At 69.0% G+C, this 14,884-nt stretch carries 15 protein-coding genes and 1 rRNA gene; 10 read left to right on the top strand and 6 right to left on the bottom strand.

Going from position 1 to position 14,884, the window contains the following annotated elements; all coding sequences use genetic code 11:
- Positions 1 to 8: 8 nt before the first annotated feature.
- The gene (locus ABZ893_RS15110; RefSeq protein ID WP_111665497.1) at positions 9 to 629 is read right to left on the bottom strand and encodes a DUF47 family protein; all 621 of its coding nucleotides are present in this window, start codon (positions 627 to 629) and stop codon (positions 9 to 11) included.
- 188 nt (positions 630 to 817) lie between these two features.
- On the opposite strand from ABZ893_RS15110, the gene ABZ893_RS15105 reads away from it, so the two are divergent.
- Positions 818 to 1,168, top strand: a complete 351-nt coding sequence (locus tag ABZ893_RS15105) for a metal-sensitive transcriptional regulator (protein WP_361402533.1) — start codon at positions 818 to 820, stop codon at positions 1,166 to 1,168.
- Between the two features lie 70 nt (positions 1,169 to 1,238).
- Here ABZ893_RS15105 and ABZ893_RS15100 read toward each other — a convergent pair whose 3' ends face one another.
- A complete protein-coding gene (locus tag ABZ893_RS15100; RefSeq protein WP_361402530.1) occupies positions 1,239 to 1,439 on the bottom strand; it encodes a hypothetical protein in 201 nt (66 codons plus the stop codon).
- A gap of 140 nt (positions 1,440 to 1,579) precedes the next feature.
- Complete coding sequence (locus tag ABZ893_RS15095; RefSeq protein ID WP_361402527.1) at positions 1,580 to 2,491, bottom strand: hypothetical protein; 912 nt, start codon at positions 2,489 to 2,491, stop codon at positions 1,580 to 1,582.
- A gap of 95 nt (positions 2,492 to 2,586) precedes the next feature.
- Between ABZ893_RS15095 and ABZ893_RS15090 the strand changes: the two genes are divergently transcribed.
- Complete coding sequence (locus ABZ893_RS15090; RefSeq protein ID WP_361402524.1) at positions 2,587 to 2,757, top strand: hypothetical protein; 171 nt, start codon at positions 2,587 to 2,589, stop codon at positions 2,755 to 2,757.
- Positions 2,758 to 2,830: 73 nt separating this feature from the next.
- Positions 2,831 to 4,393, top strand: a complete 1,563-nt coding sequence (locus ABZ893_RS15085; protein ID WP_361402521.1) for an FAD-binding oxidoreductase — start codon at positions 2,831 to 2,833, stop codon at positions 4,391 to 4,393.
- Positions 4,394 to 4,559: 166 nt separating this feature from the next.
- Here the strand turns inward: ABZ893_RS15085 and ABZ893_RS15080 are convergent, their stop codons facing one another.
- Positions 4,560 to 5,273, bottom strand: coding sequence for a phosphatase PAP2 family protein (locus ABZ893_RS15080; protein WP_361402519.1), 714 nt, complete (start codon positions 5,271 to 5,273; stop codon positions 4,560 to 4,562).
- A gap of 229 nt (positions 5,274 to 5,502) precedes the next feature.
- On the bottom strand, positions 5,503 to 6,498 hold the full coding sequence (locus ABZ893_RS15075; RefSeq protein WP_361402516.1) for a bifunctional lytic transglycosylase/C40 family peptidase: 996 nt from the start codon (positions 6,496 to 6,498) through the stop codon (positions 5,503 to 5,505).
- Between the two features lie 412 nt (positions 6,499 to 6,910).
- Between ABZ893_RS15075 and ABZ893_RS15070 the strand changes: the two genes are divergently transcribed.
- From ABZ893_RS15070 to ABZ893_RS15040, 7 genes are all read left to right on the top strand, one after another.
- Entirely contained in the window at positions 6,911 to 7,219 is a 309-nt protein-coding gene (locus tag ABZ893_RS15070) for a hypothetical protein (RefSeq protein WP_116512240.1), read from the top strand.
- Positions 7,220 to 7,365: 146 nt separating this feature from the next.
- Complete coding sequence (locus ABZ893_RS15065) at positions 7,366 to 8,172, top strand: hypothetical protein (protein WP_361402513.1); 807 nt, start codon at positions 7,366 to 7,368, stop codon at positions 8,170 to 8,172.
- A complete protein-coding gene (locus tag ABZ893_RS15060; protein ID WP_361402510.1) occupies positions 8,162 to 9,505 on the top strand; it encodes a hypothetical protein in 1,344 nt (447 codons plus the stop codon). Before ABZ893_RS15065 ends, ABZ893_RS15060 begins: the two co-directional genes overlap by 11 nt.
- Positions 9,502 to 11,061, top strand: a complete 1,560-nt coding sequence (locus tag ABZ893_RS15055) for an SCO6880 family protein (protein WP_361402507.1) — start codon at positions 9,502 to 9,504, stop codon at positions 11,059 to 11,061. The genes ABZ893_RS15060 and ABZ893_RS15055 overlap by 4 nt, the downstream gene beginning before the upstream one ends.
- A 15-nt stretch (positions 11,062 to 11,076) precedes the next feature.
- Positions 11,077 to 12,504 (top strand): ATP-binding protein, encoded by a 1,428-nt coding sequence (locus ABZ893_RS15050; RefSeq protein ID WP_361402504.1) that lies wholly within the window; start codon positions 11,077 to 11,079, stop codon positions 12,502 to 12,504.
- Between the two features lie 62 nt (positions 12,505 to 12,566).
- Positions 12,567 to 14,069, top strand: coding sequence for a TraM recognition domain-containing protein (locus tag ABZ893_RS15045; RefSeq protein ID WP_361402502.1), 1,503 nt, complete (start codon positions 12,567 to 12,569; stop codon positions 14,067 to 14,069).
- Positions 14,070 to 14,168: 99 nt separating this feature from the next.
- The gene (locus ABZ893_RS15040) at positions 14,169 to 14,717 is read left to right on the top strand and encodes an isochorismatase family protein (protein ID WP_361402499.1); all 549 of its coding nucleotides are present in this window, start codon (positions 14,169 to 14,171) and stop codon (positions 14,715 to 14,717) included.
- Between the two features lie 75 nt (positions 14,718 to 14,792).
- On the opposite strand, the gene rrf is transcribed toward ABZ893_RS15040, so the two are convergent.
- Positions 14,793 to 14,884, bottom strand: a 5S ribosomal RNA gene (gene rrf, locus ABZ893_RS15035); the annotation flags it as partial.

Genomic DNA, 14,884 nt, shown 5'->3' with positions numbered 1-14,884 from the left:
AGAAGGCCTCAGGACTCCTTTACGGCGATGGTCTCCACCGTGTTCGCCACGTGCTCGAAGGCATCGGCCGCCTCTTCCAGCACATCCACGATCTGCTTGAGCTTCAGCACCTCGATGGCGTCGTACTTGCCGTTGAAGAGCGTCGCGAGCAGCTTGCGGTGGATCTGGTCGGCCTGGTTCTCGAGGCGGTTGACCTCGATCCAGTACTCGGTGAGGTTGTCCATCGTCCGCAGGTTCGGCATGGCCTCGGCCGTCAGCTCGGCCGCGCGCGCCAGAACCTCGATCTGCTGCTCGACACCCTTGGGCAGTTCCTCGACCTGGTAGAGGACGACGAGGTCGACTGCCTCCTCCATGAAGTCCATGATGTCGTCGAGGGACGACGCGAGGTTGTAGATGTCCTCGCGGTCGAAGGGCGTGATGAAAGAGGAGTTCAGCTGGTGGAAAATCGCGTGGGTGGCGTCGTCACCGGCGTGCTCCGCTGCCCGCATCCGCTCCGCGATCTCGGCCCGGGCGGAGGAATCCGCCCCGAGCAGTTCCATCAGGAGTTTCGAGCCCGTGACGATGTTGTCCGCGGACGCGGCAAACATGTCGTAGAAGCTCGTCTCCCTGGGGGTCAGACGAAAGCGCACGTGGGGTCCTCGGGGTGCTTTGGATTCGGTCAGGCTGATGCTAAGGGCATCATCCGGCCACGGCTAACCGGCAATACCCCAGTGTCGCCCATGGGCGAGAGTGCTCGGCACGGGGTCCCGCGAACCCGCCGGACCCCAGGAAAATTCGGTATCATATACCCACCAGGGGTATACAACGGGAGGACGCGATGACCACGGACGCGACCGAGATCGGGACCGGCACCGACGACGAGACCGTGACCGACCACGACCGCGGGATCCACGGCTACCACCACCAGAAGCCGGAGCACCTCAAGCGCCTGCGCCGCATCGAGGGCCAGATCCGGGGCCTGCAGCGCATGGTCGACGAGGACGTCTACTGCATCGACATACTCACGCAGGTCTCCGCTTCCACGAAGGCGCTCCAGTCCTTCGCGCTCCAGCTCCTCGAGGAACACCTGCGGCACTGCGTCGCGGACGCCGCGGTCAAGGGCGGCGACGAGATCGAGGCGAAGGTGGAGGAAGCGACGAAGGCAATCGCACGGATGCTGCGCACGTGATCCACCCGGACTGTGACATATACGACGGCACGCCTCGCGAGATCATGACCACGTCGGCACGCCTCGCGGATCAGGACCCCTCTGGCGCCTCGGCCGCCTCGGATTCCTCGCTCAGGCGCTCGGCGACCCTGAGCACCTCGTCGATCCGGTCCGGACTGAGCCGTTCCTCGTCCGCGACCGACGCCGCGATGATCAGTTCACCGCACAGCTCGATCTCGGCGAGGGCGACGTGGTCATGAACCGCCGTGCCGCCCACCGCAGCCACGTCCATCACCTCTTCCAGCCGTAAAGCCGTAGCCGTAGCCGACTTCCCCGGAACGACCCGGGGTCCAGAACTTCCTAGGGTAGGGAGCGGCCACTGCCCGGCGCATGGCACGGACGGACCATTTCCGGACCGCTAATGCACGACGATCAGTCCTCGACGATCTTCCCGGCGAAGATGTCCTTCGTGTCGGGAAGATCGATGTGCGCGGGGACCCCGAACCCGTAGAGCAGCGTGGTCGACGCGACATCGACGACGACGCCCTTCCGGTTCTTCCCGTCCTTCGCCTTCTTCGCACGGTCAGCGCCACCGGCGCGGTCAGCACTGTCGGCGGGGCCGCCACTCGCCGCCTTCGTGTTCACGAAGCTGAACCGGTGCCGCAGCTTCCTGATCCGGCCCTCGTGGTCGAGGTAGACATCGAAGGGCACCTGGTCCTTGGCGAACCCTTTCGCCGCCGCCGCGAGCGACGCCCTGCTCGCCGGGGACGCGGCCCGCGCGGCGGCCGGCATGTCGATGATCCCGCGGTAGTGCCGCACGCGCGTCCCGGCGAACTCCGTCTCCCCCACATACGTCACCCGGCGCGCGCCCCGCAGCAGTTCGGCGGCGGCGAGCGGGTCCGTGGCCCCGCCGGTGACCAGATTCCCGTCGGACAGCGACGACGACTCGACCCGCACCCACTTGTCCGCGGGGACACCCGCGCCCCGGTTCTTCATGAACAGGGCGCCGGGCGCGAGGACTTCGGTGATGGGCCGGTGCCGGGCGGCGCCGGGCGGGTCCTGCGGAAGCACCACCTTCAGCTCCCCCACGCTCGCCCGGTAGTTGTAGACGCCCTCGCCGCGGATGGTGACCCGGGTCCCGCCGCTGGCCATCTCCATGGACGTACTGGCCCGGGAACTGCCCTCGCGGATCAGTCGGTCGGCGGCTCGGTGCACGGTGGCCGCGGCGTCGGCCGGGCTCTCGTTGTCGGCCTCCGCGTCGGCCGAGCACCCCGTGGCGAGAACCGTCAGTCCGACCGTCGCGGCCGCTGCGACCGCCCGTGCTGCGCGTCCGTGCTGACCCATCGCTTGTCTTCCCCCAAGCCTGTCCGAGCGTTGACGCCCCTTCTGTCGACGGGATAACGACGGTTGCCTGCACCCGTCACGCGTACCGTTGACCTGTGGCAGCAGAGCAGTCCGAACCCTCCGAATCCCCCGGCACCCATCGCGCCAGCACGGCCGAGCGGGGCCGCTTCTGCCTGGCCGTATGCACCTGCGGCTGGCGCGGCCCGGCCCGCAGGGCCCGCTCGAAGGCACGCGAGGACGCGGAGGCCCACGCGCTGGCCGCCTGAGCTCGCCGCTTGAGGGGGAACCTCCCGCGCCGCGCGGACGTCTCGTACCTCGGGACCAACGGGGGAGGCGTCCATGGATCGGCGTACGTTCATAGCGGCCGGCGCGGCAGCGGTGGCGGCGGGTACAACCACCGCGTGCGAGGCGGGCGGCAAGGCCGCGGGCGGGGGCAGCTCCACCGCCGCGGGCACCTCCATCCGCAACACCAGCGCGAGCGCCCGCGTCCCGGCGAACCTCACGGCGCTCGCCCAGGACCTCGACGGCACCCTCGTCACCCCCGGCCAGGCCAAGTGGGCGGCCGCGCGCCAGCTCTACAACACCCGCTTCGACAACCTGAAGCCGGCCGCCGTCGCCTATGTCGCGCACCCCGACGACATCCGCACGACGCTCGCCTACGCGAAGGCCCACCACGTCCGCGTCTCCATACGCAACGGCGGCCACTCGTACGCGGGCTGGTCGTCGGGCAACGGCCGCCTGATCCTCGACGTGTCGAAGCTTTCCGGGATACGGGCCTCGGCGGGCGAGGCCGTCGTGGGCGCGGGCGCCAAACTCATCGACGTGTACCGCGCGCTGGCCGCGAAGGGCGTGACCATCCCGGCCGGCTCCTGCCCCACGGTCGGCGTCTCCGGCCTGACCCTCGGCGGCGGCCACGGAGTGGTCTCCCGGGCCTACGGCCTCACCTGCGACAGCCTGACCCAGGCCACCCTCATCACCGCCGGCGGCAAGCAGGTCGTCGCGAACGCCACCGAGAACCCCGACCTCTTCTGGGCGCTGCGCGGCGCCGGCAACGGCAACTTCGGCGTGGTCACCGAACTCCGCTTCCGCACACACCCCGCCCCGCAGGCCGTCTCCGCGTACATGACCTGGCCCTGGTCGAAGGCGACGGCGGTCCTGAAGTCCTGGCAGGAATGGGGCCCTTCGCAGCCGGACGAGATCTGGTCGTCCTGCCACATCGCGAACGCGGTCGGCGGCCGCCCGACCATCTCCGTCGCCGCGTTCTCCCTCGGCACCTACGGCGAGCTCCAGAACGCCGTGGACCGCCTCGCCGACGGCCCGGGCGGCCCCGGCCCGGCATCGAACGTCTCCCTGAAGCGACGCTCGTACGAGGAGTCGATGGAGGTGTACGCGGGCTGCTCGGGCTTCACGGACGACGCGCAGTGCCACATGCCGGGCACGACCCCGGGCCGCAGCCCTGAGGGAGCCCTCAACCGTGAGACGTACGCGGCCCGCTCCGACTTCTTCGACCGCTCCATACCGTCGGCCGGAATCCGAGCGATGTTCGCCAGGATGGAGAACATCCCGGCAGGCGCGGGCAGCATCGCCCTCACGGCACTCGGCGGCGCCATAAACCGAATAGACCCGACGGCAACGGCCTTCATCCACCGCCGCGAACGAATACTGGCGCAGTACATAGCGTCCTGGCGCGCCGGCACATCAGGCACGACGGCCACATCCTGGCTGGACGCCACACACACGGCAATGACCCCGTACGCCTCCGGCACGGCCTACCAGAACTACACGGACCCGACCCTGCCGGACTGGCGGAGGGCGTACTACGGAGACGCGGCAACGCGCCTGACGGCCCTGAAGAAGCAGTACGACCCGACGCGCTTCTTCACATTCCCCCAGTCACTGTGAACAGAGCGCTCCGCACACGAAGCGCCCCTCAAGGGGCGCGGGGAACTGCGCGACAAGCCCCCACCAACGGACAGCCGACCCCGAGACAGACACCCCTTCAGGGGCGCGGGGAACTGCGCAAAAAAGCCCATCCGACCAGAAACCCTACACATACGGCCACCCCGACCTACGCCGCAAGATCCTTCTCGTCAGCCCGGGTCTCCGGAATCCGCACAGCCCCCGGCAGGGTCCCGCTGGGCGCAGCCCAAACCAGCCACCCCAACTGCCGGGTGCGCCCAACCGCCCGCGCCAACGGAGTAAGAAGCGCCGACGCAACAGGCGACAACAGCAACGCCACAGCCGTCCCCAGCGCGAACCCGCCCACGACGTCAGTCGGATAGTGCACGCCCATGAAAACGCGGCAGAACCCCTCAAGGACGGCAAGCCCGATCCCGATGAGCCCGAACTTCCGGTGGGCCACAAAAAGCCCCGCCCCGATGGCCATCGCAATCGTCGCGTGATCGCTGACGAACGAGAAGTCGGCCTTCCCGTCGACAAGAACATCGAGCCCCTGATGATCGACGAAAGGCCGCGGCCGCCCGACGAACCCCCGGATCGGCACGTTCACCAACACAGCGATCCCGGCCGCAAGCGGCGCCCAAAGGACGGCCGCGACGGAGGCCGCCGCGTCCTCGACCCGCTCCCGCCTCCGCACACTCCACCAGCACCACAGCGTGACAAGGACGAGCGCGAGCAGCAGCCCGTACTCACCGGTGAACGCCATGACGTGGTCGACCCACCCGGGCGAGTCCTTCGCCAGGCCGTTGATGTCGTAGAGCAGACCGACGTCGGGGTTGGACGCGGAGGCGCCGAGTGCCGTGAATCCAGCCAGTCCAGCCATGTCGCTGCGGCCCCTTCGTCGTCTCGCTCCGCGGGCGCACCCGGTGTGCGCCGCTCGTCCACCCCCGTGGTCTGCCGGCTCCGGAAAAGGAACGCACGGTCCGCTGTCTACGTTCCACGAATCACCGGATGATCACGCAGACGTTATCGAAGAGAGACACGAAATCGCAGCTCAGGGCAGGGCCCTGACGGAGAGTTCCGGCCACGTCACAGCTCGGACCGGCTCCAGGTCACACGCCCTTCGCCCCGTCCGCCGTGACCCGCGTCGCCCCGAAATAGTCAGGAGTGTCGATCGGGTCGAAGCGGATGACCGCCCCCGTACGCGGCGCGTCGATCATGTAGCCGCCGCCCACATAAATCCCCACATGCCGGATCGCGCGGCTGTTGGTGAGGTCGTCGGAGAAGAACACGAGGTCCCCGGGAAGCAGTTCGTCCCGCTTGGGGTGCGGCCCGGCGTTGTACTGGTCGTTGGCGACGCGCGGCAGCGTCACCCCGACTTCCTTGTACGCGGCGAGAGTCAGCCCCGAGCAGTCGAACCGGCCACCCTGGTCGGCGGTCCCGTTCCCGCCCCACAGATACGGCGTGCCGAGCTTCTTCTGCGCGTAATAGATCGCCCCGGCCGCCTGCTGCGAGGGCTGCACCCGGCCGACGGGCTGCGCGAAGCTCTTCTCCAGGTTCGTGATCGTCTTCACGTAGTTCTGCGTCTCGCGGTACGGCGGGACGCCCCCGTACTTGATGACGGCGTACGCGCCCGCGTTGTACGCGGCGAGCATGTTCTTCGTCGGGTCGCCCGGCGCGTCCTTCACGTACTTCGCGAGGGAACAGTCGTACGAGGCCGCCGAAGGGATCGCGTCCTTGGGGTCCCAGATGTCCTTGTTCCCGTCACCGTCGCCGTCGATGCCGTGCGCGGCCCAGGTCCCCGGGATGAACTGCGCTATGCCGAGCGCCTTCGCCGGGCTCTTCGCGCGCGGATTGAACCCGCTCTCCTGATAGAGCTGAGCGGCGAGCAGCGCCGGATTGATCGCGGGGCAGAGATTCCCCCACTCCTGCACGATCGACTGGTACGCGGCCGGCACGGCACCCTTGGCGAGCCCCACCGACCCCTTGCCGATACCGCCCGCGAGGCTCCCGGCGGCCATGAACGTACCGACGGCCAGCAGCGTCACGAACCCGGTTCCCCCGGCGACGAGCGATCCCCCGACGACCCACGCCTTACGCACCGTCAACCGCCCCTCGCAGCCCCGACGTCCACCGCGTCAGTTTAGAGGCGGGGGCGGTGATCCAGGCGGAGTCCGCCCGGTTGTCTCGTTCCCGCACCCGGACCCTCGGCGAGGCCCCCAGGTCACAGCGGTGGACCCCGGCCGCCGCCGCTGACACCGCGTAGGGAAAGGTGGCCAACGAACAGCCCCTCGGCAGGTCACGGCACAGAGCGGATGTTCATTGCCCCAGGTCACCCTCCGTGATACACAGAGTGACCATACGTCGGTTCGTATACGCAAACACGTTCCGCCGTACGAACTCGGCCAAGGAATGGCGCCAAGTCGGCAGGCATCCGCGCCGATCTGGGCAAGAATGGGCCCTGACCTCTGCGCTGCGGCGGGGGCGACAGAACTACCCACATGGGGCGGTGAGTTACACATGCTGCTGGCAGCCGGCAAGGGCAACATCGACACCATCATCGGCGGAATCGCCCCCGACTGGGGACCTTTCCAGAACCTGGGCAAAGAAGCTCAGGTGATGGTCGAGGTCGTGATGGCGGTCGCGATCCTGCTGTGCCTGGGCATCGCGATCTGGGGCGCGGCCAAGCAACGCATCGGCGCGACGGCCCTGCGCGACACGTTCAGCGCCGAACAGGGCAAGGGCCTGATCATCGCGGGCCTGACCGGCGTATTCATCATCGGATCGCTCGGCACGCTCTTCACCATCGTGTACGGCATGGCGATCTAGCCCAGCCGTCTTCGCTCGCTCCGGTCTCATCTGCACTGAGGTTGCAACTCCCTGATGTCGAGTCACCACACCGCGCCCGCGCGCCATGCCGCGCGGCTACCGTCGTACGTGGCGGTTCAGCACGAGCCTGAGGGGGCGTACGCGGGATGAGTCTGGGCGACGGTCATGACGACGACGGCCTGTACGGCGGCACGGGCCAGACCCGCACGCGGCTTCCCGACGGGGGTCCGGGTGACGGGTACGGCGACGCGCGCAGGCCTGCCCGGTCGTCGTCACGCAGCCTGATCACGGTGGTCGGGGTCGTCGTACTCCTCATCGCGGCGATCGCCTTCGCGAACCGGGGCGGATCCCCTTCGGGGGGCAGCGACTCAAAGAAACCGGACACGTCTCCGACGGCGGCTACCGGGACGAAACCGGTGAGTTCGGGCTTCGCCCATGACGAGCAGGGGGCGCAGAGCGCGGCGGCGAATTACTCGGTCGCGTTGGTTTCGGCCGACATCCTGAAGCCGGACCGCAGAAGCCAGATCATCAGGCAGCTGTTCGTCGCCGACCAGGTGCCCGCGCTCGAGGCCAAGTTCAACAAGGCGTACTCCGCCGACTTCCTGAGCCGCCTCGGACTGGACACGAACGGCAACCCGCCGGCCGGCCAGACCTACGTGTCACGCACTGCTCCGGTCGGCACCAAGACCACGTCGTACTCGGACACGGCTGCGACCGTCGAGGTGTGGTGCACGGGTGCCTTCGGCACCGCGGGCGAGTCCACGAAGACCCCCGTCACCAACGACTGGTTCACGATGACGCTGAAGCTGGCGTGGGCGGACGGCGACTGGAAGGTCGAGAGCTTCTCCCAGAAGGACGGACCGTCCCCCGTGAACGGCGACAACAGGATCTCGACCGCCGACGAGATCGCCAAGGCCGTCGAGCAGTACGGAGGCTTCACGTATGCCCGGTAGTCGCCTTCTGCTGAAGTTCTCGGCTGCCGTGGCGGCCGTCCAGACCACAGCCGTCCTCATGTCGGCCCGCGCCGTCGCGGCGCCCGGCGACGACAAGTGCGACCTCATCGTGGGACCCGCGAAGCAGTACTGCGAGCGCGGCAACGCCAAACCCGGTTCCGGCGGCGGCTCCCCCGTCACGCCCCCCGGCACCACCAACCCCCTTGACCCGCTGTCCTCCCTCGCAAGGGGCTGCGCCGACGCCGCCTCCTGGACCGTCGACAAGCTCAGCGAGTCCATCAAGCAGACCGCCAACGTCGACTTCACCAACCAGAAGTTCCTCCAGCAGTACGCCATCGTGTTCGCCGCGTCCGCGATCCTCACGCTGCTGCTGTGGCTCCTCGCCGTCGCCAAGCGGGCCGTCCGCGGCGTCCCGCTGACCACCGCCATCTCCGAAGCCGTCGGATTCCTCTGGCTCACCGTGCTCGCGTCCGCGTTCACGCCGCTGATCCTCTACACCGTCGTATCCGCAGCCGACGGCGTCTCCGACGTGCTGGCCAGAGCGACCGGCAACCAGACCGACGCCTTCTTCGGAACGTTCTCCGCCGCCCTCAAAAAGGGCGACGACATCGGCGGCGGCCCGATCATGCTCATCGTCGTCTCACTCGTCTCCATCGTCGCCGCAGGCGTGCTCTACCTGGAGCTCTACCTGCGCGCGGTCCTGCTCTACGTAGGCGCCCTCCTCGGCGTCGTCGTCTACGCCGGACTCGTCGACAAGAACCTGTGGGGCCACGTCCGCCGCTGGGCCGGCGTCATGATCGCCGTCATCCTCGTGAAGCCGGTCATCGTCATCGTGCTCGGCCTCGCCGGCGCGCTGTCCGGCTCCAAGGGCCCCGACTCGCTCGCCGCCGTCGTGTCCGGACTCGCCATCGTCCTGCTCGCCATCTTCGCCAGCGGCATGATCTACCGCTTCGTACCCGGCTTCGGCGACGAGATCGCCAACGGCCGCAACAACCGCATCATGCGCGGCGCCGAGAGCAAGGCCGCCGCGGTCATCAGTTCCCCCGCCTCCCTCGTCTCCCAGGGCATCAAGACGCACAGCGCCCGCTCCGACGGAGGCGGCGGCAGCGGCGGCGGCCAGTCCCAGGCCCGCCCCGCGAACCCGGTGTCGGGAGGCGTGGCCGCACACAGCTCACGCCCCTCCGCCGGGGGCAGTGGCGGTGGCGGCGGATCTGTCCCCTCCGCCGCACCCCCGCCCCGTACGAGCCCCACGAACACCCCGCACGCGAGCAATACGCGTAGCGGCGGGAACACCGGCAGCAACACGAATCGGCAAGGAGGTGCAGGGCGTTGACGACCCAGTCCCATGTGTCCCACCCGGTCACGCCCCGCCGTACGTATCTGATCGGCCGCGCCCGGCCGAACGCCATCGTCGGCAGGAACCGCGAGACCGGCGAGATCGCCCTCATCATCGGGGGCGCTTTCCTGGGCATGATGTGCGGGCTGCTCGTCCCCGCCCTGTCACTGCGCCTCGTCCTGCTCCTCGGCTTCCCGCTCCTCGCGATCGCGGCCGTCTACATCCCGTACAAGCACCGCACGTTCTACAAGTGGTTCGAGATCAACCGCAGCTACAAGCGCCAGCTCAAGCGCGGTACGGCCTACCGCTCCCGGGCCATGGAAGCCGGCGTACGGCTCGACGGGCGCGAGGTCGAGATCGGCCCGCCGCCCGGCATCGGCCGCCTCACCTGGCTGGCCGCCCCGTTCGGCCCCGACGAGATCGCCGTACTCCTGCACGCCGACCGGCGCACCGTCACCGCCGCCATCGAGATCGAAGGACCCGGCGTAGGACTGCGCGACTCCGAGGACCAGGAAGCGCTGGTCGACCGGTTCGGCACGCTCCTCAAGCACGTCGCGAACGGCGACGGCTTCGTCACCCGCATCCAGATGCTCGCCCGCACCCTCCCCGCCGACCCCGACGCCCACGCCAAGGACGTCGCCCTCCGCGGCCACGACCGCGCGCCGGGCTGGCTCCAGGAGTCGTACGACCAGCTCCAGTCGATGGTGTCGACCAGCAGCGAGCAGCACCGCGCCTACCTCGTGGCCTGTATGCACTACACCCGCGAACTCGCCGCCGAGGCCAACGCCATGGCCCGCGCCGCCAGCCCGCAGAACGGCCGCAAGGTCGACCGGGACGCCGGACTCGCCGTCGTCATGGCCCGCGAGCTCACCGACATCTGCTCGCGCCTCCAGGAGGCCGACATCCGCGTCCGGCAGCCGCTCGGCCAGAGCCGCCTCGCCTCCCTCGTGCACTCCATGTACGACCCGGACCACTCCGTGGACCACATCCAGGCCATGACCAAGCGCAACGCCTGGCCGGCCGAGCTCGACGCCATGGAACCCACGTACCTCCAGGCCAAGACCCGCGAGTCGTCCACCCGCGCCCCCTGGTGCCACGCGACGGCCTGGGTCAAGGAGTGGCCGATGACGCCCGTCGGCGTCAACTTCCTCGCCCCGCTCCTCGTCCACACCCCCGACGTCATCCGCACCGTCGCCGTCACGATGGACCTCGAACCCACCGAGGTCGCCATCGAGCGGATGCTCACGGAGAAGACGAACGACGAGGCGGAGGCCAGCCGCGCCGCCAAGCTCAACCGCACCGTCGACCCCCGCGACGTAGCCGCCAACAGCCGCCTCGACCAGCGCGGCGAAGACCTCGCGAGCGGCGCCGCCGGAGTCAACCTCGTCGGCTACATCACCGTCTCCTCCCGATCGCCGGAGGCCCTCGCGCGCGACAAGCGCACGATCCGCGCCTCTGCCGGCAAGTCCTATCTGAAGCTCGAATGGTGCGACCGCGAACACCACCGGGCCTTCGTCAACACATTGCCGTTCGCGACCGGCATCCGACGGTAGAGGCAGGGCTCTGAGATGCGGGATCCGCTGTCCATGGTCACCGACGCCTTCACGTCCTTCCTCTTCGGGAAGGTGGAGACGACCCGTCTCCCCGTGCGCACGTCGACCGGCCAGGCCCAGGCCGTCTACCTGCCGACGGCCGCCCCCGGCCTCGGCGACTCGGGCGTCATCATCGGCCGCGAGGTCTACTCCGGCAAGGGCTACATCTACGACCCCTTCCAGCTGTACGGGCAGCAGCTGCCCGCCCCGCACTGGCTCGTCCTAGGCGAGTCCGGCAACGGCAAGTCCGCCCTGGAGAAGACGTACGTCCTGCGGCAGCTCAGGTTCAAGGACCGGCAGGTCGTCGTCCTCGACGCCCAGGGCGAGGACGGCGTCGGCGAATGGAACCTCATCGCCCAGGAGCTGGGGATAACTCCCATCCGGCTCGACCCGACGGCCGCCCTCGACATGGGCATCCGCCTCAACCCGCTCGACCCCGCGATCACCACGACCGGACAGCTCGCCCTGCTCCGGACGATCATCGAGGTCGCCATGGGCCACACCCTCGACGAACGCTCCGGCTTCGCCCTCAAGGTCGCCCACGCCTACGTCAACGAGACCATCGTCGAGCGCCAGCCCGTCCTCACCGACATCGTCGAACAGCTCCGCCACCCCGAGCCTTCATCGGCCGAGGCGATGAACGTCGCCATAGACGACGTCCGGGCCTGGGGCCTCGACGTCGCGCTCGTCATCGACCGCCTCGTCGACGGTGACCTGCGCGGCATGTTCGACGGCCCGACGACGGTCGGCATCGACCTCGACGCCCCCCTCATCGTCTTCGACCTCTCCCACATCGACCGCAACTCCATCGCCATGCCCATCCTCATGGCGATCGTCGGCGTGTGGCTCGAACACACCTGGATCCGGCCGGACCGCAAGAAGCGCATCTTCCTCGTCGAAGAGGCCTGGCACATCATCAACTCCCCCTTCGTGGCCCAGCTGTTCCAGCGCCTCCTCAAGTTCGGCCGCCGCCTCGGCCTGTCCTTCGTCGCGGTCGTCCACCACCTCAGCGACGTCGTCGACGGAGCCGCCGCCAAGGAAGCCGCCGCGATCCTCAAGATGGCCTCCACCAGGACCATCTACGCCCAGAAAGCCGACGAGGCCCGCGCCACAGGGCTCGTACTCGGCCTGCCACGCTGGGCCGTCGAGATCATCCCCTCCCTGACACCGGGCATCGCCGTCTGGGACGTGAACGGGAACGTCCAGGTCGTGAAGCACCTCGTCACGGAGACGGAACGCCCACTGGTCTTCACCGACCGCGCCATGACGGAGTCCTCCAGCGACATGCGCGACGACGACGCCCTGCGCGCCGCCGAACTGGAGGCCGAGGAACGGGCGGCGGCGTTCGTGGAACAGCAGATGGGCGACCGGCTCAACGACTCCTCGGAGTCCACGGTGGCCTGAGGCCCCCGAAGTCACTGGCATTACGGGCGTTACTGGCCTGGCTCGGCGAGAGCGAGAACGGCATGTACGAGTACGGGTACGAGCGTGAGGACGACGCGCACGAGGGGCGGGGCCGCAGCGGCCCGGCCCCCCGCCGCGAGCGCGGCATCCCCGACGGACTGCTCCTGGGCATACTCGCCTTCCTGCTCGGCATGACCGCCATGGTCTGGACGGCGACGGGCCTCGCCGGCCTGTTCACCAAGGGCGCCTGGCCGGACGGCGTCACGATCCGCAACACCCCCCTGGCCATGCGCGCCCTCATAAGCGAACCCCACGACCTCGCGGCCGCCTGGCCGGACACCCCGCCCACCCAGCTCTCCGGCTACGGCCTGTTCTGGGGCCTGTTCATCGGCCAGGTCATGGTCCTGATCGTCCTCACGGTCTTCGTGGCGGGCACGGTGGCGCGATGGCGGGCGGTACGGAAGCAGGGGGTACGGGAGCGGCGGGTACGGGAACAGCGTCAGGACCGCGTGAAAGCGGCGCCCAAGCCTCCTGAGCCACAGCCCGAACCCGTCGCAGCCGTCGTACCTGACCCCGAGCCCGCGCAGGCCCCGACCGCCCCCGCCCCCTCACTCCCCCAGCAGCGCACCCCCCTGACCGCCGCCGGGCCCGTGATCCTCGGCCCCGCCAAAGACCGCACCCCGCACGCCATCCAGGCCATCCAGGACGCCGAAGGCCCCGTCCTCGTCATCACCTCGTCCGCAGACGTCTGGGCCGAGACGAAGGACGCCCGCGCGAAACTCGGCCCGGTCCTCGTCTACGACCCCACGCACCTCTGCGACACCCCGGCCCGCCTCCACTGGAACCCGGCCCAGGGCTGCGAGGACAAGCCCACCGCAGCGTCCCGCGCGACCGCCCTCCTCGCCCCGACCCGCCCCACCGCCAAACTCGACACGGCCACCGCCGACACGGCGGAAACCCTCCTCCGCAGCTACCTGCACGCGGCCGCCGTGGACAACAAGCCCTTCCGCCACGTACACCGCTGGGCCCAGGGCACCCAGGTCCAGGAAGCGGTACGCATCCTGCGGACGAGCCCCAAGGCGGCGGCCGGCACCGCGGGCGAACTCGAAGCCGCGCTCACCTCGCACCCCGAACGCCGGGACATGGCCCAGGAACTGACGGCCCGTTCCCTGTCCTCCCTCTTCTCGATCCACATCCGCGAGGCCTGCACCCCGAACCGAACTGATGCGCTCACGCTGGATTCCTTCGTCCATGAAGGGGGCACCCTTTATCTGGTGGGTGAAGCCATCGAGGACCCCAAGGCAGACCCGGGCGCGATGCCTCTCCTCACGGCACTCGCCTCAAGCGTGGTCGAGCACGGCCGGCGCATGGCCGAACGGTCATCCGCCGGTCGGCTCGACCCACCAATGACTCTCGTCCTGGACGACGTTGCCGCGGTGGCTCCGCTTCCCCAGCTCCCGGAGCTGCTGTCCACCGGAGCGGGCCGGGGTCTCCCGACCCTGGCCCTCCTCCGCTCCCGCGAACAGGCCCGCACCCGCTGGCCCCACCAGGACCTCCCGGTCTAGACCGACCTCCATGTCCGCCTGAAATAACGCCCGTTGTCAGTGCCGACCCCTACGGTGGGCAGCACAGCCATGCCCATCGCACGCGACACTGGGGGTTTCATGACAACTCTGCCCGACCGTCCGAACACCGCGCTGCTCATCATCGACGTCCAGAACGGCGTGGTGGAGGACGCCCACGACCGCGCCGGCGTCATCGCGAACATCAACACCCTGCTCGACAAGGCCCGCGCGGACGACGTGCCGGTGGTCTGGGTACAGCACTCCGACGAAGACCTCCAGCGCGACAGCACCCCTTGGGAGTACGTGCCGGAGCTGAAGCGCCTCGACACGGAACCCCTGGTCCACAAGAACTACGGGGATTCCTTCGAGGACACCGACCTCGAGTCCGTCCTGGCAGACCGCGGAGTGGGCCGGCTCGTCGTCACAGGCGCCCAGACCGACGCCTGCATCCGCTCGACCCTGCACGGCGCCATCGTCCGCGGATACGACGCGACGCTGGTCGCCGACGCCCACACGACGGAGGACCACACCGCGTACGGTGCGCCCACGCCCGCGCAGGTCATCGCCCACACGAACCTGTACTGGAAATTCCAGAGCGCACCGGGCCGACAAGGAGGCACGGTGGAAACGGCAGAAGTTTCCTTCTGACGAACTCATCCCGAAAACGCGAAAGACCCCCAACTCCGGATTCTCACCCGGAATTGGGGGTCTTTCTTAAAATTAGTTCGGCGGCGTCCTACTCTCCCACAGGGTCCCCCCTGCAGTACCATCGGCGCTGTGAGGCTTAGCTTCCGGGTTCGGAATGTAACCGGGCG

The organism is Streptomyces sp. NPDC046821 (assembly GCF_040645335.1).
Classification (GTDB): Bacteria; Actinomycetota; Actinomycetes; order Streptomycetales; family Streptomycetaceae; genus Streptomyces.
The sequence above is the reverse complement of the archived record's forward strand: the minus strand, read 5'-3'. Positions and strand labels throughout refer to the sequence as shown.